Here is a 24,817-nt window from a genome sequence, read left to right as displayed (position 1 = left end):
TCAAGGCACGTCACGCCGAGGTGAGGCTCAAGAGGCGGGACAGCGCGACATCGAGCATGGCCTGCGGCACATCGATCACCACCGGCCCGGCGGTATAGACGAGGCGGGCGGACAGAGTGCGGCCGGGCAGCGCGCGGCCGAGCACGGCGCCATAGGCGGCGAGCTGGGAGATGTAAGCCGGATCAACTTCCGCAAGGCTTTGCGGCGGATTCCGATCGGTCTTGAAGTCGGCGAGCAGCAGCTTTTCCGGGTCCGCGACGAGCCGGTCGATGCGGCCGTTGACGGCAAGGCGGGTGCCGTCGGCTGCGGTCAGAACGCCGATGACGGGCACCTCCGCGCGGCCGCCGGCGCCGAACAGGTCCGCGAGCGGCGCATGGCGCAGGACCGCCAGCGCCTCGTCCAGGATGTCCCGCGGGACCAATTGCGGGATTCGGGTAGATTCTGGGGTCTTCTCCGGGACCAGGCGGCTGGTCTCGGCCAGGAAACGCCAGCCCGCCGCCTCCCGCTCGGCGTCGGGCAGGGCCGGCAGCGCCGCCAGCAGGCGGTGCACGAGATCGCCCCGCACCAGCGGCGACATGGCGGGTGATAAGCCTTGCGTTCCAGAGGCTTGCGCCCCTTTCGGCACGGCGGTCCGCGAGGGGCGCAGGGGTCGGCGCGCCGGTTCCGGGGGCGGCCGGCCGAAGGTCATGGCCGGCCCGGGCGGTGCCGCCTCCGCGGGCGCCCCCGGCGCCCCCGCCAGGCGCAGGCCCGACCCCCAGCGCAGCACCGTGCCCTCGAAGCCAAGCGCCTGAGATTCAACGGCTTCATCGGCCAGCGCGTCGCGCACGAGGTCGTACCAGCACCCCTCCGGCCGGGCGTGGGCCTTGCCCTTGGCCGGCTGCCGAGTCTCCGCCCCGCACACCACCAGAGCGTCCTCCGCCCGGGTCAGCGCCACATAGAGCAGGCGGCGGTGCTCCTCCTGCTCGCGCGCCGTCTCCCGCGCCCGCGCCGTCCCAACGGCGCCCGGGTCCTCGCTCTTGCGCGGCGCCAGAACCGGCACCGGCGCGCCGGCGTCCGCCGCGAGCCTGAGGAAGCCGCCCTCGGTCCGCGAGCGCGGCATGTCCACCGTGTCGGCGAGGATGACCAGCGGCGCCTCCAACCCCTTGGCGCCATGGACAGTCATGACGCGTACCTCGTCGCGGCCGCCCTCCATGTCGCGCTTCACCTCGGCGCCGCCGCGCCGCAGGAAGGCGAGGAAGCCGGGCAGGCTCGCCGCCTCCCACTGCTCGTAGGTGCGGGCCAGCGTCATGAATTCCGAGATGGCGTCCGCCGCCTCCGGGCCGAGCCGGGCGAGGAAGGCGCGCCGCCCGCCGTCGCGGCCCAGAACGCCGGCATAGAAGTCGAACGGGCGCTGGCAAAGTGCCGCGCCGCGCCAGCGCGTCAGCCGCTCCAGCGCCTGCGCGAGCCTGGGCTCGGCGGCGGCGTGCACGGCCAGGGCGTCGGCGAGGCGCCCGGTGCGGCCGGGGCACCACGCCATCAGGTCGTCGTCGGTGAAGCCGAACAGCGGGCTCTTCAGCACGGCCGCGAGCGCCAGGTCGTCCTCGGGCGAGAGCAGCGCGTCGGCGAGCGCCATCAGGTCCATGGCGGCGATGTGCTGCGCCACCACGAGGCGGTCCGCCCCGGCGACGGCGACGCGCGGGTCGCCCAGTTCCTTCAGCGCCCGGATCACCGCCTCGAAGATCTTGCCGCGCCGGCGCACCAGAATGAGGACGTCGCCCGCCTTCAGCGGCCGGTTCTGGCGCGAGGGCACCGCGATGCCCTGCGCCACCGCCGCCTGAACGAAGCGGGCGATGCGGCTGGCGAGCGCGTTCACCGGATCGTCGGTCGGGATCGCGTCGAGCGGCCGGCGCCAGTCGTCCACCTCCGGCTTCGGCTCGGGCGTCGTGGTGGGCCACACCTCCACCAGGGCCGGCGCATCGGCGCGGATCGGCGCGTGGGCCGGGGCGATGTTCTCCAGTGTCAGGCCGCGATGGGCGGCCTCGCTCCGGAACACCGCGTCCACCGCCGCCAGCACGCCGGGCGCGGAGCGGAAGGAGTGGGGCAGTTCCACCCGGGCGAAGCGTTCGCGGCCGGCCTTCTGCTCGAACGTGGCGCGCATGCCGCCGAATGCCGCCGGTTCCGCCCCCTGGAACGAGAAGATGGACTGCTTCTCGTCCCCCACCACGAACACGGTGCGGGTGACGCTCTCGCGCGCACCGGCGCCGGAGAAGAAGTCGGAGGTCAGTCCCTCCACCACCTTCCACTGGGCGGGGCTGGTGTCCTGCGCCTCGTCCACGAGGATGTGGTCGATGCCCTGGTCGAGCTTGAAATGGACGAAGGAGGCCGGCACGGCGTTCAGCAGGCCGGACGCTTTCTCGATCAGGTCGTCGAAGTCCAGCAGCCCGCGCGCCGCCTTCTCCGCCTGGTAGCGGGCGCAGATGCGCGCGCCGAGCGTATGGGCGGCAAGCGTGCGCTCCAGGGCCAGCGCCCCGCGCAGGTCCTCCTGGAGTGCGACAAGGCGCGCCTGCTCGTCCGCGAACTGCGCGGCAAGGCCCGGCTCGGCGGCGGACGCCGCCTTGGTGAGGAGCGCCGCGCGCGGCTCGCTTTTGTCGGTGAAGAACACGTCCAGATAGGCCGCGAGCGCCTCGGCGTCGCTTTCCGCCTCGGCCGCCGCGAGGAGGGTGGCGGCGCGCTTCCTGTCGTTGGCGCTGCCGGCCGCGGCGATGGCCTCGGCCGCGCCGGGCCATGCGCCGCGCGGAAGATGGGGGCTCGCGAGCATGGCGGCGCGCACGCCGTCGCTGGTGATGGCGGGAGGGAGGCCGAGGGCGGCGGCAAGGCCCGCCCGGCGGGTGCTCGCGTCTGCTCCCAGCGCTGCGATGCCGGCGCGCTGCGCCACCGCCGCCTCCAGCATCGCCGTGAGGCTCGCGTCGGACATCTCCGCCATGAGGCCGAACAGAGCACGGCCGAGCGGCCCGTCGGGATCGGCTGCGGCCTCCACCACGAGGTCGGCGCGCAGCCGGCCCATGATCTCGGCGCGCCCGGCGTCGTCCAGCTCGCGGAAGCCGGCGGCCACCTGCGCCTCGAACGGGAAGCGGTGCAGCAGCGCGCCGCAGAAGGCGTGGATGGTCTGGATCTTCAGCCCGCCCGGCGTCTCCAGCGCCGCGGCGAACAGGCGCCGCGCCCGGGCGCGCAGCGCCGGTGTCGCCGGTCCGCCATGGGCGCCGGCGATGGCGGCGTCGAGCCCCGGATCGTCGAGGCTGACCCATTCGCCGAGGATCTTCAGCACCCGGTTCGCCATATTGGCGGCGGCGGCCTTGGTATAAGTGAGGCACAGGATGCGCCCCGGCGGCGTGCCGGCGAGCAGCAGGCGGATCACGCGCTGTGCCAGCACATGGGTCTTGCCCGAACCGGCATTGGCGGAGACCCAGGCGGAATGCTCCGGCCGCGACGCCAGTTCCTGGCGCCGGGTCGCCTCGGCGTGGGGGCCGCGGGCAGGATCGGGCGGCGGCGCGCTCATTCGTCCTCCTCCCCGCCCAATGCCCATTCGCGCACCCGCGCGAGATGGTCGAAGTCGCCGAACCGCCCGCGCCACTGGGGCGCCGCCAGCGAGCGATAGCCCTGCGCCGGATCGTCGAACGCGGCGAGCAGGCTCGTCAGGCCGGCAAGGGCGTCGTCCGACAGCTCCGTGGCGCTTCTCTTGCCGGTGATCGGCTTCACCTCCCCGCCCGTCGCGCCGCCCTTCAGTTCGACATAAGAAAGTTCGCCCACCTCGGCGGCCGGCACTTCCTTGAAGGCGCCCTTGCGCACCATGGCCGCCTCCAGGGGCAGCTGGGGCGAGAGGGAGGCCGCCTGCCGGGCGGTGGGGGCGGTGCCGGTCTTGAAGTCGAGGATGTCGGCGCGCCCGTCGGTGCGCAGCTCGATGCGGTCGGCGCGGGCGGCGAGCTCGAACGGTCCGGCGGGCAGATCGAGCGTGAGCGTGCCGGAGGTCTCCGCCACCACCCGGTCGAGCGCCGGCCGGCGCTCGCGCTCCAGCGCCACCAGGAAGGCCGCGGCGCGCTCGAAGCGGGCCCACCACAGCGCATGCTCGGCGGCGAACGCCTCCAGCGGGCGGAACGCCTCGCGGCCGTAGTCCATGAGGCGTTCGAGCGCATCGGGCGGCAGCTCGTGGGGAAAGTCGCGGGCGAACTGGCCCACCGCCGCGTGCAGCGCGCTGCCGCGCTCGGCGCCGCCCGGCGCGGCATCCAGCGGATCGAGGGGGGCAAGGCCGAGCACGTGGCGGGCATAGATGGAATAGGGGTCGCGCAGCAGCGTCTCGATCTCTGTCACGGTCAGCCGGCGTGGCCTCAGCGCGAGCGGCGGGACCGGGGCGGGCCGCGCGAGGCGCGGCACCGCCGGCGCCACGTCCAGTCCGGCCGCGGCCGCGCGCCAGTACCCACCCCGTACGGCGGCCTCCTGCCACAGCGCCGGGCCGGCGACCGTGCGAAGGCGCTGCACGAAGCGCGAGGGCACGCTCTGCGCGCCGCCCACCTTCGCCGCATAGGTGAGCACCACCTCCGTCGCGGCGAAGCCCTGGGCGAAGTCGTGCGCCGAAAGGCCGATGCGCCGCTCCGGCAAATCGAGCCCCAGTTCGGCGCGCATGGGGCGGCTAAGCCAGGGGTCGGTCTCCGGCAAAGCCGGCCAGGTGCCTTCCACCAGCCCGCCGAGGATCATGCGGTCGAAGGCGAGCAGGCGCGCTTCCAGCGGGCCGAGGATGCGCAGGCGTTCCGGTCCGCGGGCCAGCGGGCGCACCATGGCGTCGCCGAAGAGGGTGACGACGGCGTCGGCATAGTCCGACAGGGTCAGGTCCGGCCCGTGCGCCGCGCCGTCGCCGATCTCGGTGAAGGCGGCGGCGAGGGCGGCCTCGGCCGGGTCGTCGGCATCCCGGTCCAGCGGGCCGGCGAGCGCCTCCACCGCCGCGCGGTGGGCGGCGACCAGATCGGGGAACGGACGCGGCGTGCGCCCCGCGAGCGCCAGCAGCGGCGCCAGGGCGGCGGCGAGGCGGTGCGCGAGATCCTGTGCGGCCGCGAGGCGGGGCGCGCTCACCCGGCGGCGCGGGTCGCGCGGATGGAGCGCGGTCCGGTCGAAGGCGTCGAGCGCCGCCAGCAGGCCGGACGCGCCGGGGCTCGGCCGCGGGCCGCGCAGAACCGCCAGCTCCAGCGCCGCGAGCGCCTCGGCCTTCGCGTCCGGATCGAGCCCGAGCGTGGCGCGCGGATGGGACAGAAGGGCGAACAGCGTCACCGGCGCCAGGTCCGTCGCCGCCGCCGCTGTGGCGAGCCTGGCGAGCCGGCCCATGCCGGTCTCCGAGAGCGGGGTGCCGGCGGAATCGTCCACGCTGACGCCGAACCGCTCCAGCTCCGCCGCGACCCTGCGGGCGAGGTCGCGGTCCGGGGTGACGAGGGCGGCGCTTGCGCCTGGCCGCTCCAGGGCGTCGCGCAGCAGGAGGGCGATGGCGAGCGCCTCCTCGCGCGGGTCCTGCGCCTCCACCACGCTGACGCCGGCCATGGCGTCGGCGCGCGCCTCCGGCGGCAGGCGGGCGTCGAGGCTCGCCCAGGCGTCGGAGGTTTCCGCCTGGCGCAGCGCCTCGCTGGCGAGGCGTTCGCGCGCGGGGCGGGCCGGCGGGGCGAGCGCAATCACGTCGCGCCGCGCCACCTCCAGGAAGCTCAGCAGGCGCGCGAGGCCGTATTGCGGATGGTCCGGCGCGCCGTCGTCCGGCTTGGCGAGCCGGTCGAAGGCGGCATCCTCAGCCATCTGGTCGAGGCCCGGCAGCACCACGGCGCCGAGCGGCAGGCGCGAGATGGTCTTCAGCAGCCGCGCGGTGGCGGGCAGCGAGCCGGTGGAGCCGGCGGCGATCACCGGGCCGGCCTGTGCGCCCAGCGCCCGAAGGCGCGCCGTCTCGGCCTCCACCAGCGCGTCGCGCCGCTGGGCCGGCTCGACCTGTCCGGTCTCGGCGAGATGGGCTGTGAGGCCGGCGCGGGCGATGCGCAGGAAGTCGAGGCTTAGTTCGAAATAGGGGTCGTGCTCGCGCGGCACCAGGCCCTTCAGGCGCTCCGGGCCGATGCCGGCGGTGGTGAGGTCGTCGAACAGGTGCGCCAGCGCGTCGGCGAGCGCGAAGGTCGCCGACGGGCCGGCCGCCACCGCCGCCTGCCCGGCCCCCGCTGCCAGCGCCGCGCGCCAGCGTGCCACCAGCGCCGCCAGCGCGATGCGCCGCGCCGTGGGGTTCATGGCATGGGGCGCGGCGAGCAGCGGCGCGTCCTCGGAGAAGGCGAGGGCATCCTCGTCCACGTCGCCGAGCGGCACGATGCGCGGCAGCAGCAGCCCCTCGCGGCCGGAGGCCTCCAGCAGCGCGTCGGCGAAGGCGCGGCAGGCGCGCCGGGTGGGCAGGAAGACGGTGGCGCCGGCGAGCGCCAGCGGATCGCCGCGCGGGGCGAAGCCCTCCACCACGGCGCCGTCCATAAGCCCCTGCGCCAAGGCGGGCAGGAAGGCGGCGGAGGGGGGAAGGGTCAGGACCCGGGGCATCGGCGCGTTTTGCTCAGTCGCTGGAGCGCCGGATCGCCTCCTCGGCGAGGGCGATGGCATCGGGCGTGCCCACGTGCATCCATATCCCTTCGAGGCGGATCCCGCACAGGCGGCCGGCCGCGGCGGCGGCGTCGAACACGCGGTTGAGCGAGAAGCGCTCTTCCGCGAGGCCCTCGAACAGCTTCGGCGCCAGCACCGCGGCGCCCGCATAGACGAAGGGCGAGACCATGCGCTCGCCGCGCCGCGTCAGACGGCCGTCAGTGTCCATGGTGAAGTCGCCGAGCCCATCATAGCCGATGGAGAGCGCGCTCGCGGCCACCAGCAGCAGCGCGTCCATGCGCGCGGGGTCGAAGGTCTCGGCGAGGCGCGGGATGTTGGGCTTGAGGCCCTCGATCCAGATGGTGTCGGAATTGATGGACAGGAACGGCCTGTCGCCGATCCGCGGCAAAGCCCGCACCACCCCGCCGCCGGTCTCCAGCAGCGCGTCGCGCTCGTCCGAGACGACGATACGCGGCGGTCCCTGGCGGGCCGCGAGGTGGGCCTCCATCAGGTCCGCATGGTGGTGCACGTTGACGATGGCGGTGCCGATGCCGGCCTCGGCGACGCGGTCGAGCACGCGGTCGAGCAGGGCGCGCCCGGCGACCTTCAGCAGCGGCTTCGGCACGGTGTCGGTGAGCGGGCGCATCCGCGTGCCGAGGCCGGCGGCGAGCACCATGGCGGTTTCGATGCGCGTCACGGGATGGGGTCCCTCACTGGCTCGGGTCTTTGCCTTTGTCGCTCGTGCCGTCCTCGCCGCCGTTCCGGGCGAGGTCCTTCGCGGGCAGCACGGCCTCGTACCAGGTCTTCAGCGACCTGAGCTCCGGGTGGCCGAGGCTGCGCGCCAGATAGCGCCGGATGCGCGGCAGGTGCTTCAGGTAATGGGGCTTCCCGTCGCGCCGATCAAGCCGGGTGAAGATGCCGAGGATCTTGCTCGCCCGCTGCGCCCCCATGGTGGCGTAGGAGCGGGCGAAGCCGCGGGTGTCGAAGTTGGGGTCCTGGGCGCGGCGCTGCTTCACGTAGTGGCTGACGAGATGCAGTTCCAGCGCCTCGGGCACGTCGACGCGCGCGTCCTGCGTGAGGGAGACCACGTCATAGGCGGCCGGACCGAGCACCGCGTCCTGGAAGTCGATCAGGCCCACCTTGCGCAGGCCCTCGCGCTCGTCCATCCAGATCAGGTTCGGGGAGTGGTAGTCGCGCAGCACCCAGGTCTTCGGCTCGGCCAGAACCGGTGACAGCGTGTTGCGCCAGAGCAGGCGGAATTCCTCGCGCACCACCGCGTCCGCCGGCATGCCGCGGGCGGGCAGGTACCAGTCGAGCATCAGGTCCAGCTCGGCGAGGAAGGCGTCCTTGTCATAGGACGCGAGCGCATGGTCGATGCGCGGCGCCACAGGCAGCAGGTCGGGCAGGACCCGCCCGTGCAGCTCCGCCAGGAGCTCGATGGCGGCCTCGTAGCGCTCCTTGATGGGCGCGGGCGGGGTGCCGGCCACAACGCCTGTGCGCCCGAGGTCCTCGATCACCAGCAGCCCGGCATCGAGGTCCGCCGCTTCCATGGCGGGCGCGGAAAGGCCCTGGGCGATCAGCGCTCGGTCCATGGCGACGAACGGCTTCACGTCCTCGGCCAGGTGGACCAGCCGGCTGTAGGACAGGCCGCGCGCCACCGGCGGGCCGTCCGGCCGCTGGGGGGCGTTCATGAGGATGGCGCTGCGGTCCGGCAGCACCAGCCGGGTGTAGGAGCGCGCCGAGGCGTCGCCCTGCAGGAAGCGCCAGTCGGCCGCGCCGAAGCCGCTCGCCTGCACCAGTTCGTCGGCGATGGCGAGCCGGTGCAGGCGCTCGCCGAAGGCGCCATGTCCGGTGAGGTGCGCCCGCCGCGCCTCCGGACCGAGATCGAGCGCCGGCACGAGGGCGATGTCGAGCCGCTCGGGCGCCAGCCGGCCGCCAGCGCGGTCGGACCATTCCACCAGGAGAAAGGCATCGTCGCCGATCTCGTCCCAGCCGATCTCGTCCAGCTCCTCGTCCGACGAGATGCGGTAGAGGTCGGCATGCACCAAGCGGCCGCGCGGCAGGTCGTAGCTGAGGATGATCGGGAAGGTCGGGCTCGGGACCTCCAGGAAGCGCTCGCCCGCGAATGCGCGCACGATGGCCCGCGCCAGCTCCGTCTTGCCGGCGCCGAGGTCGCCGGAGAGCGTGAGCGTGTCCTTCACCCCGAACCAGGCGGCGAGGGCCTCGCCCAGGCGGGCGACCGCCGGAAGGTCCGGCAGGTCCACCTCGAATGCGTTGGGCCGGCCTTGGACACGGTGGAAGCGCATGCTCATTCCGCCGCCTCTCCCGCGGTGTCGGTGCGCAGCGCGCCGCGATCGGGAAACAGGCAGGTGGCGAGCGTGCCGCGCCCGCCCGCGGCCTTCACGCTGACCGCTCCGCCGTGCAGTTCCACGAACGAGCGCACGATGGCGAGGCCCAGCCCCACCCCCCGGTGGCGCGGACCGGCGCTGCGGCTCTCGAAGCGGTCGAAGAGCGTCTTCGCCACCTCGGACGGCACGCCCGGCCCCTCGTCGCGCACGCTGAGCACGAGGCCGTCCGGCCGGCGCTCGGCGGCGAGCGTCACGGCCGCGCCCTCGGGCGAGACGGCGATGGCGTTGGAGAGCAGGTTGAACAGGATCTGGCGCACGCGCCGGGCATCGGCCGTGAAGCGGCCGGCGTCGGCGGGCGCCGTCACCACGAGGCGCACCTTGGCCTCAGCCGCGAGCCCGCTCACCGCATCGGCGGCGCCGGCAAGGGCCTCGGCCACGTCCACCTCGGCGAAGTCCAGCTCCATGGCTCCGGCATCGATGGCGGCGAGGTCGATCAAATCGTCGATCAGCGCCCGCAGCGCGTCCGAGGACTGGCGCATGTGGTCGAGATAGTCGCGCTGGCGCGTGCTGAGCGGGCCGGCGATGCCCTCGCGCAGCATGTCGGCATAGCCCACCAGCGTGTTGAGCGGCGTGCGCAGGTGGTAGGAGACGTGGCCGACGAAGGCATTCTTCAGCTTGTCCGCCGCCTCCAGCGCCTCGTTGCGCTCCACCAGCGCCCGCTCGCGCTCGGCGCGGGCGCGCTCGATCTGCGCGCTGTCGGTCACGTCGCGGAAGGTGACCATGGTGCCGCCGTCCGGCAGCGGCTGGGCGCTGCCGTCCAGCACGCGGGCATCGGGGCGCTCGATGCGGAAGCTCAGCGGCTCGCGCCGCTCGATGGCCGTGACGACGCCGCGAATGCGCGAGAAGGCCTGGCTCTCCCCGTGCAGCGGCCGGCACAAAGCGGCCACCGCGTCGATGTGGGGCTTGTCCCCCAGCACCTGGGCATCCAGCGACCAGAGCGTCATGAACGCCACGTTGTAGAGGTCGAGCCGCCCGTCCGAGCCGAACACCGCCACGGCTTCCGCGAGGCCGTCGAGGGTCTCGCCCTGGATGCGGATGAGGCTGTTGTAGCGGCTCTCCAGCGCCATGTGCTCGGAAAGGTCGTCGAACAGATAGGTGACGCCGCCCTCGGCGTTGGGGGTGATGACCACGCGCAGCATCTGTCCGCCGGGCAGGTGCCAGAAGTCGTTGATCGGCTCGATGGCGCGGTAGGCGTCCTTCAGCTCGGCGCGCCAGGCGCGGAAGTTCGCCTGCTCCGGCACCTTCCGCCGGACCCTCAGATCCTCCAGAATCTCGCCGTCCGAGGGCCGCTGGTCGAGGAAGGCGGGGGGCAGGTCGAACAGGCGCTCATAGGCGGCGTTGTGGAATACGAGGCGGGCGTCAGGGCCGAAGATCGCCACCGCCGTGGTCAGCTGGTCGAGCGTGCGGCGGTGCGCGGCGATGGTGCGCGCGGTCTCGGCGCGGGCGGCCTCCGCCTCGGTCACGTCGATGGCGCAGCCCGCGGTGCCGAACGGACCGGACATCTCCACCACGTCGAACTGGCAGCGCCGGCCTTCCGCCACCACCTTCACCCGGCCGCGGAAAACGCTCGTGTCCCGTGTCGCCTCGACGGCCGCGGCGCGGGCCTTGGCGTCGAGCAGGTCGAGGCCGGCGTTCCGCGCCTCGTCGAGCGTGGCGGCGCCGGCCGTGCGCAGGAAGGCCGCGTTGCCGTAGGCCAGCGTGCCGTCCGGGCGGCGCTGCCAGACCGGCGTGGGCACCACGTCGAGCAGCATCTCCAGCGCCGGGTCGGACGGGCCGGCATCGGCATGGGCGAGGCCGCGCAGCAGCAGCATGCCGGCCCCGCCGAGCGCGTGGCCCTCCAGCATCAGGCCGCGGCCGTCCGCCGCCGCGAGGGTGCGCGCGACATGGGTCGGATCGGCCGCGGCGCGCAGGGCCGCGAGGACCGCGTCCGCCTCCGCCGCGCCCTCGGGTCCGAGGAGGGAGGCGAAGGACGGTTCCGGCAAGCCGAGGCCTTCGGGCGCCTCGTCCCGTGCCGACCACACCACGGCGTGGGGCGCGTCGCCCGAGAGCAGGGCCTTGAGCGTGCGGAGCTGGGCCCGGGCGCGCGCCGCGGCGGCGGCGTCCGCACGCGCCTGCGCCTCGGCCCGCGCTTGCACCTGCCGGCTCTTGCGGCGCACGCCAAGCGCGCCGAGACCGGCCAGCGCTCCGGCACCGGCGGCGAGCCAGGGCAGCCACTGGGAAACGAGTTCGCCGGGAACGCCGGGGATGGCCGCGGCGGCTGGTGTCGCGGCAAGAGCCGCGAGGACGCCACCGGCGAAGGAGGGAGCGGCCCGGTTGTTCCGGCCGGTGTCCGGGCCGGTGTTCCGGCAGCGCGGTTGCCGCATGCGCCCCGCCATCAGACCGGGTATCCTTTCCTCGACGGCGGGGGCGCCGGCGGCACCCGCGAATCACAAAACGACTGTAACGGAGCCCCCGCCGGCATTGAAGGGGCGCAGCATCGCTTGCGCGGCCGCAGGGCGGCGCCGGCGGAACACGAGCGTGGCCGCCAGGGCCGCCCGCGAGCGGCCAATGTCATCGTCCTGTGGCCCGGCGCGGTTCCATTTGAGGTATGGTGTGCCATAGTCGGCGGCGCATTCGGCGGCGACTTCGCCTCGAATGGCGGTTCACCGGCGCTGATCGCCGGATCGGCGCGAATCGCAATCCAGGGCGCGAATCGCAATCCAGGGAAAGCGGGGCAGGCCCATGGCGCGCGTGGTGGATCCATATCTGAAGGTGTCGTCCCCCCGCATCTTCCTCGTCCGCATCATCGTCTTTCTGCTGCTGTGCGCGGCGCTGGCCGCGGTGCTGCACCGGCAGATCCTCGAAGCCTTCATGAACAATCCCGGGCTCAACGGGGTGATCTTCGGCGTGCTGGCGGTGGGCATCATCCTCGCCATCCGGCAGGTGGCGCGGCTGTTTCCGGAAGTTGATTGGGTGAACTCCTTCCGCCTCGCCGATCCGGGACTTGCCGTCTCGCGCCCGCCGACCCTGCTCGCGCCCATGGCCTCGCTGCTCGGCGACAGGATCGGCCGCATGGCGATCTCGCAGGCGACCATGCGCTCGATCCTCGATTCCATCGGCACCCGCCTCGACGAGAGCCGGGAGCTGGCGCGCTACCTCACCGGCCTTCTGGTGTTTCTCGGCCTGCTCGGCACTTTCTGGGGCCTGCTGGAGACCGTCTCCTCCATCAGCTCGGTGATCGGCGCGCTCCAGGTGGGGCCGGATTCCGGCTCGGTGTTCGAGGACCTGAAGACCGGCCTCGCCGCGCCGCTCGGCGGCATGGGCATCGCCTTCTCGTCCTCGCTGTTCGGCCTGTCCGGCTCGCTGGTGCTGGGCTTCCTGGACCTGCAGGCGGGCCAGGCGCAGAACCGCTTCTACACCGACCTCGAGGATTGGCTCTCCACCACCGTGCGCGATCTCGACCAGGCGCCGTTGCCTGCCCGCGAGGCGGCGCGCGCGCCGGAGCGCCTGCCGCCCGCGGCCGAGCGGGCCGCCGTGCCCGCAAGCCCGCCCGCGCCGCCGCCCTTCGCCCTTCTGCCGCCGCCGTCGCCGATCGACATGGACCCGCTGATCGCCGCCATGGGCCGGCTGGAGAAGACCATGACGGAGGCCGGCTCCCAGCGCGTCACCACCGCCATGGCGCAGCTGGCCGAGAGCCTCCAGGGCCTCGTCACCCACATGCGTTCCGAACAGGCGCTTCTGAAGCAGATGATCGAGGCTCAGGGCAGCCAGCAGGAGGAGGTGCGCCGCCTCGTCGAGCGCATCGACGCCGCCTCGGCGGAAGCGCGGCGGAGGGGCTGACCCATGGCCCTCGGACGGCGCGGCGCGCGCGAGCGCGGCATCGACTACTGGCCGGGGTTCGTGGACGCCTTGTCCACGCTGCTCCTGGTGTTCATCTTCCTGCTGTCGGTGTTCATGCTCACGCAGTTCTTCCTGACCCAGGAGATGTCGGGCAAAGACAACGTGATGCAGCGCCTCCAGGCGCAGATCCGCCAGCTGACCGAGCTGCTCTCGCTGGAACGGGCGAGCGGGCAGAATATGGAGGGCGAGCTGTCCGCCCTGCGCGCTGGCCTTGACGCGGCGCAGGCCGAGCGCGACACGCTCCAGCGCGCCCAGGCGAGCGCGCCGGCCGCCCCCGATGCCAGCCGCGAGGACGCGCTCAAGCGCGAGCGCGACGCCGGGCTCGACGCCGCCGCCCGCGCGGCGGACCAGATCTCCCTCCTCAACCAGCAGATCGCCGCGCTGCGCCGGCAGATGGCGGCCCTGGAGGAGGCGCTGGGCGTCTCCGAGAAGCGCGACCAGGAGAGCCAGGCACGGATCGCCGACCTCGGCCGGCGCCTCAATGTGGCCCTGGCCCAGCGGGTGCAGGAGCTGACCCGCTTCCGCTCCGAATTCTTCGGTCGCCTGCGCGACATCCTCGGCAACCGGCCGGACATCCGCGTGGTGGGCGACCGCTTCGTGTTCCAGTCGGAGGTGTTCTTCGATCCCGGCTCGGCGGTGCCCAAGGCCGAGGCTCTGCCTCAGCTCGACAAGCTCGCCTCGGCAATCCTGGAACTGGAGAAGAACATCCCGCCCGACATCGACTGGGCGCTGCGCATCGACGGGCACACCGACAACCGGCCCATCGCCACCGCGCAATTCCCCTCCAACTGGGAGCTGTCGGCGGCGCGCGCCATCGCCGTGGTGCAGTATCTCATCAGCCGCGGCGTGAGCCCGCGCCACCTGATCGCCGCCGGCTTCGGCGAATTCCAGCCCCTCGACACCGGCACCTCCGACGAAGCGCGCGCCCGCAACCGCCGCATCGAGCTGAAGCTGACCGAGCGGTGAGGGGCCTTCCGCCGCCCCCTCGGCGGCGCTAGGATTGAAGGATGGACAAGAGGCTGCAACTCCTGCTGGATCGCCTTCCGGACTGTCCCGCAGAAGGTCCAGGTCGAGGCCGGTGACTCGGTCGCGGACGCCGAGATACGTGCGCTTTTCGAGCGTTGTACCGCATGACACGCCATCGGTGACGACGCGTGGCGCGCCAGCTGCTCTTCAGCCCCAGGGCGGCGGCAGACCTGCGCGCCATCCTCGATTTCATAGCGAGGGAACGTCCGCCGGCCGCGCGGCGCGTGGTGGCCGACATCGAGCGCGCCGTCGCAATACTGGCGGACCACCCGGAGAGCGGGCGCCAAACGGACGCGCCCGGCGTGCTGGTCCTGTCCGTGCCGCGTCGGTCGTTCCGGGTCTTCTATCTGTCGCGGCCGGACGCCGTCACCACCCTCCATGTGCGGCACACATCCCGCCGACACTGAGCCGATCGCCATGACCTACGCCCTTGACGACGCCGCGCCCGAGCTCCTGCCGCAGATGATCGACCTGTGGGTCGCGAGCTGGGCCAGGGCCATGCCGGAGATCGACTTCGAGGCGCGCCGGCCATGGATCATGGACCATCTGGCACAGCTCGCGGCGGGTGGGGCGCGGGTGCGCGTCGCGCGAGAGGCGGCGACGGCCGTGCTCGCCGGCTTCGTCGTGATCCATCCCGGCACCGGCTATCTCGACCAGCTCGTGGTCGGACCCGGCTTCTGGGGGCAGGGCGCCGCCGAGGCGCTGATGGATGAGGCGCGGGCGATCTCGCCCACCCTGGTCGCGCTCGACGTGAACCAGGACAATCCGCGCGCGGTGCGTTTCTACCAGAAGATCGGCCTCGCCATCGTCGCCGAGGGCGCAAACCCGCTCTCCGGCCGGCGCACCTTCCGGATGGAATGGCGGCCCGCCTGATCCCGTTCGCTCAGTTTCCCTGATTGAACTGGAGCGTGGCGAGGCGGGCATAGAGCCCGCCCTTCGCCACCAGTTCCGAGTGGGTGCCCTCGTCGACGATGCGCCCATCCTCCATCACCAGGATGCGGTCGGCGGACAGGACCGTGGCGAGCCGGTGGGCGATGACGAGGCTGGTGCGCCCGGCCATGGAATGCTCCAGCGCGGTCTGCACCAGCTTCTCGCTCTCCGCGTCGAGGGCGCTCGTCGCCTCGTCGAGCAGCAGGATCGGTGCTTCCCTCAGGATGGCACGGGCGATGACGATGCGCTGGCGCTGGCCGCCGGAAAGCGTCACGCCGCGCTCTCCCACCGGCGTGTCCCAGCCTTCGGGCAGCTTCTGCGTGAACTCGTCCACCAGCGCGGCGCGCCCTGCCGCTTCCACTTCGGCGTCCGTGGCGTCCGGGCGGCCGAGGCGGATGTTGCCACGCACGGTGTCGGCGAAGATCACCGCCTCCTGGGGCACCATCGCCATCTGGCGGCGCACCGCCTCCGGGTCGCACAGGCGGATGTCGTCGTCGCCGAGCAGGATGCGGCCCCCTTGCGGGTCGTAGAAGCGCTCCAGGAGCTGGAACACCGTGCTCTTGCCGCCGCCCGAGGGGCCGACCAGCGCCACGCGCTCGCCCGGGCGGATCGCGAACGAGACGCCGTGCAGCGCCCGCGCGTCCGGGCGGGTGGGGTAGGAGAAGCTCACCTCGTCGAAGCGGATGGCGCCCGAGATCCGGGCGGGCAAAGCGAGCGGGCGCTCCGGCGCCTTTACCTGAGGCTCGGTCTTGAGCAGCTCGCCGATGCGCTCGGCGGCGCCGGCGGCGGCGGAGACCTCGCCCCAAGTCTCCGACAGATTGCCGAGCGAGGCGGCGGAGAGCACCGCATAGAGCACGAACTGCGACAGCTCGCCCGAGGTCATGGTGCCGTTGAGCACCGACTGGGCGCCCGCCCACAGCACCGCGACGATGCTGGCGAACACCAGGAAGATGGCGATGCCGGTGAGCCAGGCGCGCGAGCGCGAGGCCGCGAGCGCGGCGCCGTAGGCGCGCTCCACCTCGCCCTCGAAGCGGGCGCGGGCCGCGCCCTCGGCGCTGGACGACTGGAGTGCGCGCATGGCGGAGACCGCCTCCGACGCATAGGCCGAGGCGTCGGCCAGCGTGTCCTGGGCGAGGCGCGAGAGGCGGCGCACCTTGCGGCCCGAGGCCATCAGCGGCAGGACGATGATCGGGATCGCCACCAGAACGAGGCCCGACAAACGCGGGCTCGTCACCACCATCATCGCCACCCCGCCGAGGCACAAGACGAGGTTGCGCAAGGCGGTGGAGGCCGAGGCGCCGACCGCCGACTTGATCTGCGTGGTGTCGGCGGTGAGACGCGAGGTGAGTTCGCCGGTGCGCGCCTGGTCGTAGAAGGCGCCGTCCAGCGAGACGAGGCGCGCGAACACCGCGGTGCGCAGGTCCGCCACCACGCGCTCACCCAGGGTTGTAACGAGGTAGTAGCGGGCGGCCGAGGCCGCGGCGAGCACCGCCACGACCGCCACCAGCACGGCGAAATACCGGTCGATCATGCCCTGGTGGTCGACGGCGAACCCGAAATCGATCATCCGCCGCACCGCGACCGGCAAAGCGAGCGTGGCGAGCGCTGCCGTCAGGATCGCAGCGAGCGCGGCCAGCATACGGCCGCGGCAGCGCGACACGTAGGGCCACAGGCCGGCGAGCGGCTTCAGGTCGCGCCGCGCCTTGGGCGTTGCGGGAACAGGTGTTTCGGGGTCGCGCGCGGCGGGCGCGAGATCGGTGGTCAGGCCGGCTTGTGTCAAAGCATGCACTCGGCTATAGACCCGCCACTTCCGGCAGGAACCGAAATTGAGCGTCGCGGCGCCCTGTAAAGGGGCACGACGCGGCGAAAAGGATTGAACCGATGAAGAGCGACATCCATCCCGACTATCACTTCATCAAGGTGGTGATGACGGACGGCTCGGAGTACACGACCCGGTCGACCTACGGCAAGGAGGGCGACACCCTTCAGCTCGACATCGATCCGCGCACCCATCCGGCATGGACCGGCGGCAGCCAGCAGATCATGGACCGCGGCGGCCGCGTTTCGCGCTTCAAGAACAAGTTCGGCGCGCTTCTCAAGAAGTGATCGCGCGGGCCGGCCGGCGCGCCATGCGCGCGCACGCCGCAGGCCGGCCGCAGAGCTAGCGACCCTCGCTTTCGACCAGTCGGAGCCGCGGGCGGCCGGAAGGCCGCCGTCGCGGCTCTTTGCGTTGGGCCGGAGCGTGGAGGATGTCGGCCGCAGCCTCCGCATCCTGGGCCGCGAGGGCGCGCCGCAGGCCGGCGAGCCGCGCGGCATCGGCCTGAAGCGCGGCGGGCCATTGCGCGGCGCCCGCCGGACAGGGGCCAAGCCGCTCCATCTCGCGCCGGGCGGCGTCCGCCCCGAGGTCGCCCTCGCGCGCCGCCCGCAGCAGCAAGGCAGCGAGCGCGGTTTCCTCCACGAAGCGTGAGAATGCGGCGTGCGAGAATGCGGCGGGATCGCCGCCGGTGGTCTGTTCCTCGGCCTGGGCGCAGATGCGCGCCAGCGTCCGCCGCGCCTCGGCGGCAGCGTCGAGCACATCGGTGACGAGCCGTGCCAGCCGATCCCCCGTCTCCCGTGTCTGCCCGGAACGTCCCATGATCCTTCGCCAATCCTGTCGCCCGCAGCGGCGGTGGGCGCCGGACAGACATGCGCCGCGGCCGGGGCTGGGTAAAGCCGGGCGGCTGGCAAATAGCGGGGATTGCGGGGGCGGGCTTAAAGAAGAGCCGCCTTGCGGCGGCTCTGTAGTCTGACAGGGAGAGTTGCCAGATGTCCGGGAGAATCACCTTCGACGGACAAGTTGATTATGTGCGGCGAAAATTAACGGGAGATTAACGGCTTGGGGATAAAACCCCTGCCCCTCGCAAAATGCCGTACCGCGCTGCCGCCGCAGCCGGAAGAGTTTCGGCTCTCGCGCCGCGTCAGAACTTGAAGGCCGCATTCGCGGCGTCGAGCGATGCCTTCTTGCGGGAAAGTGCCTCCTCCAGGCGGGCGATCTCCGTCTTCAGTTCGGCGATGCGGGCCTCGATCTCGGCCACCGAGAGCCGCGAGAGGTCCGCCCCGATGATCGGCGCGGGGGCTGCAGCGGGACGGTCTTCCTCCACGATCGTCTCCTTGATGTCCGACCCAGCAGGCGAGGGACCTCGCCCGGCGTTCACACGGCGCTGGGGCGGACATTGTGCCGTGACCGGGGCCGCGAAGAAACCTCCTCCGCCGGCGCCGGACGATGCCGTGGTGCGGGGGCGTCTATCACGGGTTCGTGAACCGGCGGCGGCAGGCGCCCTGCGGCCATGCCCAAATGTCGCTCATGCCGCGGGGCTGCTCCTAGGTCAGGCGAAAAAGGGATTTCCGCGCGGGCTTGTCCCGCTTAAGGTGCCCGTTCAAGTACCCCCGTGCCGCGACCTGTGCGCGGGGAGGACGCCCTCGGACGGGGCAGGCCGGGCGCAGCGCGGCGGCTGCCTTGCTTCGGTCCAACGGCGTCGATAGAGCACTCGCTTCCGCCGGACGAATGCGCCGGCAAGCGCGGCTTCGGCCGCGCCGCCGTCCGCTGGCAGGCCATCCGGCCCATGACGGCGGATGGCCTCGCAAAGGTGGGGGCCGCCGGGTTTCGGGCGCCGACGAGGCGGCGAACCTGGCGCTTCAAGACTGGTCCGGCCAGTCCGGACAGCGGGTGCGGAGGCCCGGATTTGCAGGTTTTCCTTGTCGTCCTGATGGCGATCGCCGCTTTGCTTGCCTCGCCCGGCGATGCCCGGGCCGTGGATGCCGTGGCCGTTCGCCTCGACGCGAACCTGATCGATCTCCTGCCTGCGGTTCAGCGCCAGACCACAGACAGCGACCGCATCCAGCTCTCCACGGCCCCCGATTCGGAAGGCGTCGTGCGCCGCATCGAGGTGCGCAGTGCCGACGGCCGAAACCATGTGGACTGGATCGCCTTCGCGCTCTCCAACAACACCGACGAGCAGGTGGACCGCCTCATTGTCGCGCCCTACTACCGGATGGTGGGATCGGGCCTGTTCTGGCCGGATCTCGGCAACCGGCGCCTCGTCTCGCTCACCCCCAGCCAGGGCTTCAAGCCGGAGCGGCAGGCTTCGCCCGACGCGGACGTCTTCCTGGTCACGCTCGATCCCGGCTCCACCGTCACCTTCGTCGCCGAGCTGGGCGGGCCGAACCTGCCGCAGCTCTATATGTGGAAGCCCGACGCCTACAAGGACCGGGTGAACGCCTTCACGCTCTACCACGGCATTGTCATCGGCATCGCCGGCCTGCTCGCCCTGTTCCTCACCATCCTGTTCGTGGTGAAGGGCTCGGTGATGTTCCCGGCGGCCGCGGCGCTGGCCTGGGCGGTGCTCGGCTATATCGGCCTCGATTTCGCCTTCTGGTCGAAGGTGTTCGGCCTGTCGCCCATCGCCGAGCAGTTCTGGCGCGCAGCCGGCGAGGCGATCCTGACCGCGACCCTGCTTGTATTCCTGTTCGCCTATCTCAACCTCAACCGCTGGCACGTGCGCTACGTGCACGTGGCGGCCGGCTGGCTGACCTTCCTCGCGGCCCTGGTGGTGCTCGCCATCCTCGATGCGCCGGTCGCCGCCGGCATCGCCCGCCTGTCGCTGCTGGCGGTCGCGGTGGCCGGGCTCGCGGTGGTGGTCTGGCTCTCCCAGCACGGCTACGACCGCGCCGTGCTCATCATTCCCACCTGGTCGCTTCTGGTGGTCTGGGTCGTGATGGCCGGGCTGACCGTGGCGGGCCTCGTCACCAACGATCTGGCGGCGGCCGCGCTCTCCGGCGGCCTGGTGCTGATCGTCATGCTGATCGGCTTCACGGTGATGCAGCATGCGTTCGCCGGCATCGGCGGGGTGCAGGGCTCGGCCTCGGAACTGGAGCGCCGCGCGCTGGCGCTCGCCGGCTCGGGCCTCATGGTGTGGGACTGGGACGTCGACACGGACCGCATCTACACATCGCCCGAGGCGGAGGAGGCGCTCGGCCTCAAGCGCCATTCGCTGGAGACCGAGGCGGCGGGCTGGCTGGAGGTGCTCCACCCCGCCGACCGCGACCGCTTCCGGGCGACGCTCGACGGCATCATCGATCAGCGGCGCGGGCGCATCGACCAGGACTTCCGCCTGAGGGCCATCGACGGGCACTATCTCACGTTCAACCTCAAGGCCCGCCCGGTGGTGGGCGCGGACGGCGAGGTGGTGCGCTGCATCGGCACGCTGACCGACGTCACCGGCGCGCGCATCGCCGCGGAACGCCTGCTGCACGACGCGGTGCGCGACAACCTCACCGGCCTGCCCAACGGCGAGCTGTTCCTCGACCGGCTGGGCCAGGCGCTCACCTTCGCCAAGCTGGACGAGAAGGTGAAGCCGACCGTGATGGTGATCGACCTCGACCGGTTCAAGGAGGTCAACGTCAAGGTCGGCATGGCGATGGCCGACTCCATCCTTCTGACGGTGGCGCGGCGCCTGATGCGCCTGATGAAGCCGCAGGACACGCTCGCCCGGATGTCCGGCGACCAGTTCGGCCTCATCCTCATGTCGGAGCGCGACCCCGAGCGCATCACCACCTTCGCCGACACCCTGCGCCGCTCGCTGCGCGCGCCCATCACCTTCGCCGACAAGGAGGTGTTCGTGACCGCCTCCATCGGCCTCGTGCTCTCCGGCCCCGAGGTCGGCAAGCGCGACGAGGTGCTGAAGGACGCCGAGCTGGCGATGTATTACGCCAAGCGCATCGGCGGCGACCGCATCGAGGTGTTCCGCCCCGCCATGCGCCAGCAGAAGATCGACCGCGTGGTGCTGGAAGCGGAGCTGCGCCAGGCGCTCTCGAAGAACGAGATCACGGTGCGCTACCAGCCCGTGGTGCGCCTGGAGGACCGGGCGATCGGCGGCTTCGAGGCGTTCGTGCGCTGGAACCACCCGCGCCTCGGCGAGCTTGCGGCCTCCGAATTCTGGCGCCTTGCGGAGGAGACCGGGCTGGTGCTCGACCTTGGCCTGTTCGTGCTCGACAAGGCGGCGCGCCAGCTCGGCCAGTGGCAGCGCATGCTGCGCGTGGATCCGCCTTTGTTCATGCACGTCAACGTCTCCTCGCGCCAGCTTCTGCGGCACGATCTGATCCAGGATCTGAAGTCGGTGCTCGCCCGCAACGCGGTGGCGGTGGGCTCGCTGAAGCTGGAGGTGGCCGAGAGCCTGGTGATGGAGAATCCGGAATACGCCGCGGTGGTGCTGGCGCGCATGCGCGAGCTGGGCGCGGGGCTGTGCTTGACGGATTTCGGCGCCGGCTATTCCTCTCTGCCCTATCTGCAGCGCTTCCCGGTGGACGCCATCAAGATCGACCAGCGCTTCGTGCGCGACACCTCCAAGGGCCCGGCGCGGGCCGCGCGGCCGGTGATCGTCGGCTCGCTGGTGGACCTCGCCCACGACCTCGGCATGGACGTCATCGCCTCGGGCCTGGAGCGCGAGCAGGAAGCGGTGGAAATGGCGGAGCTGGGCTGCGAATACGCCCAGGGCCTGGTCTTCGGCGAGCCCTTCACCGCCGAGGAATGCCGCGCCTTGATCGAGCCGGCTCCGGTGGAGGCCAAGAAGCGGCGGGCCGCGGCCGAATAGTCCGGCGCGCCGGCGGCGCGCCTCCTGCCTCGGTCCCGGTCCTCACGCTGCCCGGCGCTGCCGTCGCGCCCGCAGGGACGACCAGATCGGCCACACGAACACCAGGATGGTGAGCGCCCCGAGCGTGCCGGAGATCGGCCGCTCGAAGAAGGCCAGCAGGTCGCCGTCCGCCTTGATCATGGAGGTGACGAAGCTCTCCTCCAGCAGCTTGCCGAGCACGATGCCGAGCACGCACGGCGCGATCGGGATCTCGTGCTCCTCCATCAGGAAGCCGAGCACGCCGAACACCAGCATGAGCACCACGCCGTAGGGGGAATTGTTCACCGCATACGAGCCGACGATGCAGAACATGAGGATGATCGGGATCAGGATGCGGCGCGGGAAGCGCAGCAGCGCCGTGCCCGCCTTCAGCGCCAGGAGGCCGAGCGGGATCATCAGCAGGTTGGCGAGAATGAAGATGGTGAACACCGCATAGATGGTCTGCGGGTTGTTCACGAACAGCATCGGCCCGGGATTGAGGCCCTTGAGGTACAGCACGCCGATCACCACCGCGGTGATGCTGTCGCCGGGAATGCCGAACACCAGCGCCGGCACCCAGGCGCCCGCGAGCGCCGCATTGTTGGAGGAGGTGCTCTCGATGATGCCTTCCACGTGGCCGGTGCCGAATTTTTCCGGCTGCTTCGAGAACTTGCGGCTGGTGGCGTAGGACACCCAGGCGGCGATGTCCGCCCCCGCGCCGGGCAGGATGCCGATGGCGGTGCCCGTGAGGTTGCCGCGGATCTGCTGCGGCCAGTACTTCACGAACATGGTGCCCCAGCCCTTCAGGGGGTTGCCCATGGAGACCTGCTTGACGTTCCAGTCGCGGGCGCCGGTGGCCATGGTGCGGATCACCTCCGACATGGCGAACAGGCCGATCATGGCGGGAATGAAGTCGATGCCGCCGAGCAGCTCCGTCGAGCCGAAGGTGAAGCGCGGCAGACCGCCCGGATTGTCGATGCCCACCTGGGCGATGAACAGGCCCAGCAGCAGCGAGATGAGCCCCTTCACCGGCGAACCCGCACCGATGAAGATGGCGCAGGCGAGCCCGAGCAGCGCCAGCCAGAAATACTCGAACGAGGAGAAGCCCAGCGCCACCTCGGCGAGCAGCGGCGCGGCGAGGATGAGGATGAAGGTGCCGAACAGCCCGCCGAGTGCCGAGAACAGGACGTTGGCGCCAAGCGCCACCTCCGCCTGGCCCTTGCGGGTCATGGCGTAGCATTCCTCCGTATAGGCGGCGGAGGCCGGCGTTCCGGGCATGCGCATGAGGGTGGAGGGAATGTCGCCGGCGAAGATCGCCATGGCCGAGCAGGCGATCATGGCGCCCACCGCCGGCAGCGGCTCCATGAAGAAGGTGATGGGCACCAGGAGCGCGATCGCCATGGTGGCGGTGAGGCCGGGAATGGCGCCCACCACCATGCCGAATGCCGAGGCTGCCAGAATGGTGAGAATCACGTCCCACCGCATCACCATGGCGATGCCGGCCTCGATGGCGTCCATCACAGATACCCTTCGATGAAGCCGCGGGGCAGCGGCACGCGCAGGCCGTGGGCGAATGCCCACCAGGTCAAGAGCGCGGTGGCGAGCGCCACGGGCACCGCCACCTTGAGCGGCACCCTGACCAGCAGGAACAGGCCGGCGAGCACCAGGCTCGCCGCCGGGATGAAGCCGAGCAAAGGCGCCAGCACCAGGTAGGCGGCGGTGAGCGCGATGGTGGCGAGGGCACGCGGCAGGGCGCCGGGCTCGCGGATCCAGGTCGCCTGCGCGAGCGGGAACGGCCCGGCCCGGACCGCGCCGGCGCACAGGATGAAGCCGCAGGCGGCGAGCCCCGCCGCGGTCAGCGTCGGGAACACGTCGGCCCCGTACTGCTGACCCGGTATGGGCGGGAAGGTGGAGGCGGCGGAATAGAGCGCCGCCGCGCCGAGGAGGACCAGAAGGCCCACGATGAGATCGCTGACGCGCATGGCACCGTCTCTTGCGGGTGGGGCAGGGGTGGCGGCGGCGCGCTACTTCGCGAGCCCCACCTCCTTCATCACCTTGCCGAGCGAGGCATCCGCCGCGGCCATGAAGGCGCCGAAGCCGGGACCGTCCGCATACTTGCCGCCGAAGCCGCGGCCGGACAGGAAGTCCTGGTATTCCTTGCTCTCATAGACCTTCTTGAGCGCCGCCTGGAGCTTGGTAGACACGTCGGCCGGCAGGCCCTTGGGGGCGGCGACGCCGCGCCAGGCGCCGATCGCCCAGTCCGAACCCGTGGCCTCCTTGAGGGTGGGGATGTTGGGCATCAGCTTGGAGCGCTCGGGGCTCATGATGGCGAGGCTCTTGACGCGGCCGGCGTCGATCAGCGAGCGCGCCTCGGGCAGCGAGCAGGTGACCACCTGGACACCGCCGGCGACGAGATCCTGCAGGCCCGGCGCCGCGCCGTTGGAGGGCACCCACGGCACGCTCGCCGGGTCCATCTTCAGCGAGGAGAGCATGCCGGCGAGCGCGAGGTGCCAGATGCCACCCTGGCCGGTGCCGGAGGCCTTGAACTTGCCGGGGTTCTTCTTGATGTCGTCGAGCAGCTCCTGCGCCGTCTTGTAGGGCGCGTCGGTGCGCACCTGCACGCCGGCCGGGTCCTCGTTCATCAGCGCCAGCGGCGTGTAGGAGGCGGGGGTGAGGGGGGTGAGGCCGGCCCAGTGCATCATGGCGATCTCCACCGTGATGAGGCCGAGCGTGTAGCCGTCCGGCGTCGCGTCGGCGATCGCCTGGTGGCCCACCACGCCCTGGCCGCCGGTGCGGTTCACCACCGCCACGGGCTGGCCGAGGTCGCGCTCCAGCAGGGATGCGACGATGCGCGCCACCGCGTCGGTGCCGCCGCCGGCGCCCCACGGGACGATCATGGTGATGGGCCGGTCCGGATATCCCGCGGCGGAGGCCGGTGCTGCGAGCGCGGAAAAAGCGAGGGCGAGCCCCGCGGCAAGAAGGCGGCGCATGTGGCGTTTTCTCCCTGAGCACGGCTCTGCGGCCGAATTCTAATCGTTTTGATAAACTGTATGGTAGGGCGCCGGGACGGTCAATCGGGTCGCTTCGCGCCTGCGAGCGGAGGTGGCGCGGCGCCTTCCCCTGCCGTAAGGTGTCGGAAAACGCGCGCTGCGCGCTGGTTGGGTCTGGCGCTCGGCCGCAGGCGACGTACATAAAGCGAGGTGCGCCGTAACAAGGCGTACGCGATAAGACAGGATACGCGGAAGGCGACGCCCAATGGGCGCGGCGTGCGTATCCGGAAGGTCGGGAGGGCGCGCGGCGCGGGATGCGGCATGG

Annotated in this window: 17 protein-coding genes; 6 read left to right on the top strand and 11 right to left on the bottom strand. The window is 71.9% G+C overall.

The genetic code is table 11. The features are described from left to right. Positions 1 to 10: 10 nt before the first annotated feature. Genes addA through D9R14_RS01450 form a run of 5 tightly spaced genes read right to left on the bottom strand, consistent with a single transcriptional unit; the run spans position 11 to position 11,383 of the window. Entirely contained in the window at positions 11 to 3,535 is a 3,525-nt protein-coding gene (gene addA / locus D9R14_RS01470) for a double-strand break repair helicase AddA (RefSeq protein WP_170168442.1), read from the bottom strand. Continuing rightward, positions 3,532 to 6,573: a double-strand break repair protein AddB gene (gene addB, locus D9R14_RS01465; protein WP_121621507.1), complete on the bottom strand. Its 3,042-nt coding sequence runs from the start codon at positions 6,571 to 6,573 to the stop codon at positions 3,532 to 3,534. Before addB ends, addA begins: the two co-directional genes overlap by 4 nt. Positions 6,574 to 6,586: 13 nt before the next feature. Then, positions 6,587 to 7,309, bottom strand: coding sequence for a nucleotidyltransferase family protein (locus tag D9R14_RS01460; RefSeq protein WP_121621506.1), 723 nt, complete (start codon positions 7,307 to 7,309; stop codon positions 6,587 to 6,589). Positions 7,310 to 7,322: 13 nt separating this feature from the next. Next, positions 7,323 to 8,924, bottom strand: coding sequence for a tRNA (adenosine(37)-N6)-threonylcarbamoyltransferase complex ATPase subunit type 1 TsaE (gene tsaE, locus D9R14_RS01455; RefSeq protein WP_121621505.1), 1,602 nt, complete (start codon positions 8,922 to 8,924; stop codon positions 7,323 to 7,325). Beyond that, complete coding sequence (locus D9R14_RS01450) at positions 8,921 to 11,383, bottom strand: sensor histidine kinase (protein ID WP_170168441.1); 2,463 nt, start codon at positions 11,381 to 11,383, stop codon at positions 8,921 to 8,923. Before D9R14_RS01450 ends, tsaE begins: the two co-directional genes overlap by 4 nt. A 358-nt stretch (positions 11,384 to 11,741) precedes the next feature. On the opposite strand from D9R14_RS01450, the gene D9R14_RS01445 reads away from it, so the two are divergent. From D9R14_RS01445 to D9R14_RS01430, 4 genes are all read left to right on the top strand, one after another. Then, a complete protein-coding gene (locus D9R14_RS01445; protein WP_184759589.1) occupies positions 11,742 to 12,839 on the top strand; it encodes a flagellar motor protein MotA in 1,098 nt (365 codons plus the stop codon). 3 nt (positions 12,840 to 12,842) lie between these two features. Beyond that, on the top strand, positions 12,843 to 13,865 hold the full coding sequence (locus tag D9R14_RS01440) for a peptidoglycan -binding protein (RefSeq protein ID WP_121621503.1): 1,023 nt from the start codon (positions 12,843 to 12,845) through the stop codon (positions 13,863 to 13,865). 188 nt (positions 13,866 to 14,053) lie between these two features. Continuing rightward, positions 14,054 to 14,332, top strand: a complete 279-nt coding sequence (locus tag D9R14_RS01435) for a type II toxin-antitoxin system RelE/ParE family toxin (protein WP_121621502.1) — start codon at positions 14,054 to 14,056, stop codon at positions 14,330 to 14,332. Between the two features lie 10 nt (positions 14,333 to 14,342). Further along, complete coding sequence (locus D9R14_RS01430; RefSeq protein WP_121621501.1) at positions 14,343 to 14,798, top strand: GNAT family N-acetyltransferase; 456 nt, start codon at positions 14,343 to 14,345, stop codon at positions 14,796 to 14,798. 10 nt (positions 14,799 to 14,808) lie between these two features. Here the strand turns inward: D9R14_RS01430 and D9R14_RS01425 are convergent, their stop codons facing one another. Beyond that, positions 14,809 to 16,620, bottom strand: a complete 1,812-nt coding sequence (locus D9R14_RS01425) for an ABC transporter transmembrane domain-containing protein (RefSeq protein WP_394010210.1) — start codon at positions 16,618 to 16,620, stop codon at positions 14,809 to 14,811. A gap of 116 nt (positions 16,621 to 16,736) precedes the next feature. Between D9R14_RS01425 and rpmE the strand changes: the two genes are divergently transcribed. Further along, positions 16,737 to 16,961 carry a 50S ribosomal protein L31 gene (gene rpmE / locus D9R14_RS01420; RefSeq protein WP_121621499.1) on the top strand — a complete coding sequence of 75 codons (225 nt, stop codon included), beginning with the start codon at positions 16,737 to 16,739 and terminating at the stop codon, positions 16,959 to 16,961. A 55-nt stretch (positions 16,962 to 17,016) separates the two neighbouring features. Here the strand turns inward: rpmE and D9R14_RS01415 are convergent, their stop codons facing one another. Continuing rightward, on the bottom strand, positions 17,017 to 17,490 hold the full coding sequence (locus D9R14_RS01415) for a hypothetical protein (RefSeq protein WP_147452923.1): 474 nt from the start codon (positions 17,488 to 17,490) through the stop codon (positions 17,017 to 17,019). 322 nt (positions 17,491 to 17,812) lie between these two features. Continuing rightward, on the bottom strand, positions 17,813 to 17,995 hold the full coding sequence (locus D9R14_RS01410; RefSeq protein ID WP_394010125.1) for a DUF1192 domain-containing protein: 183 nt from the start codon (positions 17,993 to 17,995) through the stop codon (positions 17,813 to 17,815). Between the two features lie 606 nt (positions 17,996 to 18,601). Between D9R14_RS01410 and D9R14_RS01405 the strand changes: the two genes are divergently transcribed. Next, entirely contained in the window at positions 18,602 to 21,484 is a 2,883-nt protein-coding gene (locus D9R14_RS01405; protein WP_121621785.1) for an EAL domain-containing protein, read from the top strand. A gap of 42 nt (positions 21,485 to 21,526) precedes the next feature. On the opposite strand, the gene D9R14_RS01400 is transcribed toward D9R14_RS01405, so the two are convergent. From D9R14_RS01400 to D9R14_RS01390, 3 genes are read right to left on the bottom strand one after another with little or no spacing between them, the layout of a single operon-like run. Next, positions 21,527 to 23,020: a tripartite tricarboxylate transporter permease gene (locus tag D9R14_RS01400; protein ID WP_121621497.1), complete on the bottom strand. Its 1,494-nt coding sequence runs from the start codon at positions 23,018 to 23,020 to the stop codon at positions 21,527 to 21,529. Then, positions 23,020 to 23,484 (bottom strand): tripartite tricarboxylate transporter TctB family protein, encoded by a 465-nt coding sequence (locus D9R14_RS01395; protein ID WP_121621496.1) that lies wholly within the window; start codon positions 23,482 to 23,484, stop codon positions 23,020 to 23,022. Before D9R14_RS01395 ends, D9R14_RS01400 begins: the two co-directional genes overlap by 1 nt. A 42-nt stretch (positions 23,485 to 23,526) precedes the next feature. Next, positions 23,527 to 24,492: a tripartite tricarboxylate transporter substrate binding protein gene (locus D9R14_RS01390; protein ID WP_121621495.1), complete on the bottom strand. Its 966-nt coding sequence runs from the start codon at positions 24,490 to 24,492 to the stop codon at positions 23,527 to 23,529. Positions 24,493 to 24,817: the final 325 nt, after the last annotated feature.

Origin of the sequence: Xanthobacter tagetidis (genome assembly GCF_003667445.1) — a bacterium.
GTDB classification, from domain to species: domain Bacteria; phylum Pseudomonadota; class Alphaproteobacteria; order Rhizobiales; family Xanthobacteraceae; genus Xanthobacter; species Xanthobacter tagetidis.
The sequence above is the reverse complement of the archived record's forward strand: the minus strand, read 5'-3'. Positions and strand labels throughout refer to the sequence as shown.

Coding starts and splice junctions, on each gene's coding strand:
- addA (WP_170168442.1), bottom strand. CDS start 3,535: ATGAGCGCGCCGCCGCCCGATCCTGCCCGCGGCCCCCACGCCGAGGCG.
- addB (WP_121621507.1), bottom strand. CDS start 6,573: ATGCCCCGGGTCCTGACCCTTCCCCCCTCCGCCGCCTTCCTGCCCGCC.
- tsaE (WP_121621505.1), bottom strand. CDS start 8,924: ATGAGCATGCGCTTCCACCGTGTCCAAGGCCGGCCCAACGCATTCGAG.
- D9R14_RS01450 (WP_170168441.1), bottom strand. CDS start 11,383: ATGCGGCAACCGCGCTGCCGGAACACCGGCCCGGACACCGGCCGGAAC.
- D9R14_RS01445 (WP_184759589.1), top strand. CDS start 11,742: ATGGCGCGCGTGGTGGATCCATATCTGAAGGTGTCGTCCCCCCGCATC.
- D9R14_RS01440 (WP_121621503.1), top strand. CDS start 12,843: ATGGCCCTCGGACGGCGCGGCGCGCGCGAGCGCGGCATCGACTACTGG.
- D9R14_RS01430 (WP_121621501.1), top strand. CDS start 14,343: ATGACCTACGCCCTTGACGACGCCGCGCCCGAGCTCCTGCCGCAGATG.
- rpmE (WP_121621499.1), top strand. CDS start 16,737: ATGAAGAGCGACATCCATCCCGACTATCACTTCATCAAGGTGGTGATG.
- D9R14_RS01415 (WP_147452923.1), bottom strand. CDS start 17,490: ATGGGACGTTCCGGGCAGACACGGGAGACGGGGGATCGGCTGGCACGG.
- D9R14_RS01405 (WP_121621785.1), top strand. CDS start 18,602: ATGGCGATCGCCGCTTTGCTTGCCTCGCCCGGCGATGCCCGGGCCGTG.
- D9R14_RS01400 (WP_121621497.1), bottom strand. CDS start 23,020: ATGGACGCCATCGAGGCCGGCATCGCCATGGTGATGCGGTGGGACGTG.
- D9R14_RS01395 (WP_121621496.1), bottom strand. CDS start 23,484: ATGCGCGTCAGCGATCTCATCGTGGGCCTTCTGGTCCTCCTCGGCGCG.
- D9R14_RS01390 (WP_121621495.1), bottom strand. CDS start 24,492: ATGCGCCGCCTTCTTGCCGCGGGGCTCGCCCTCGCTTTTTCCGCGCTC.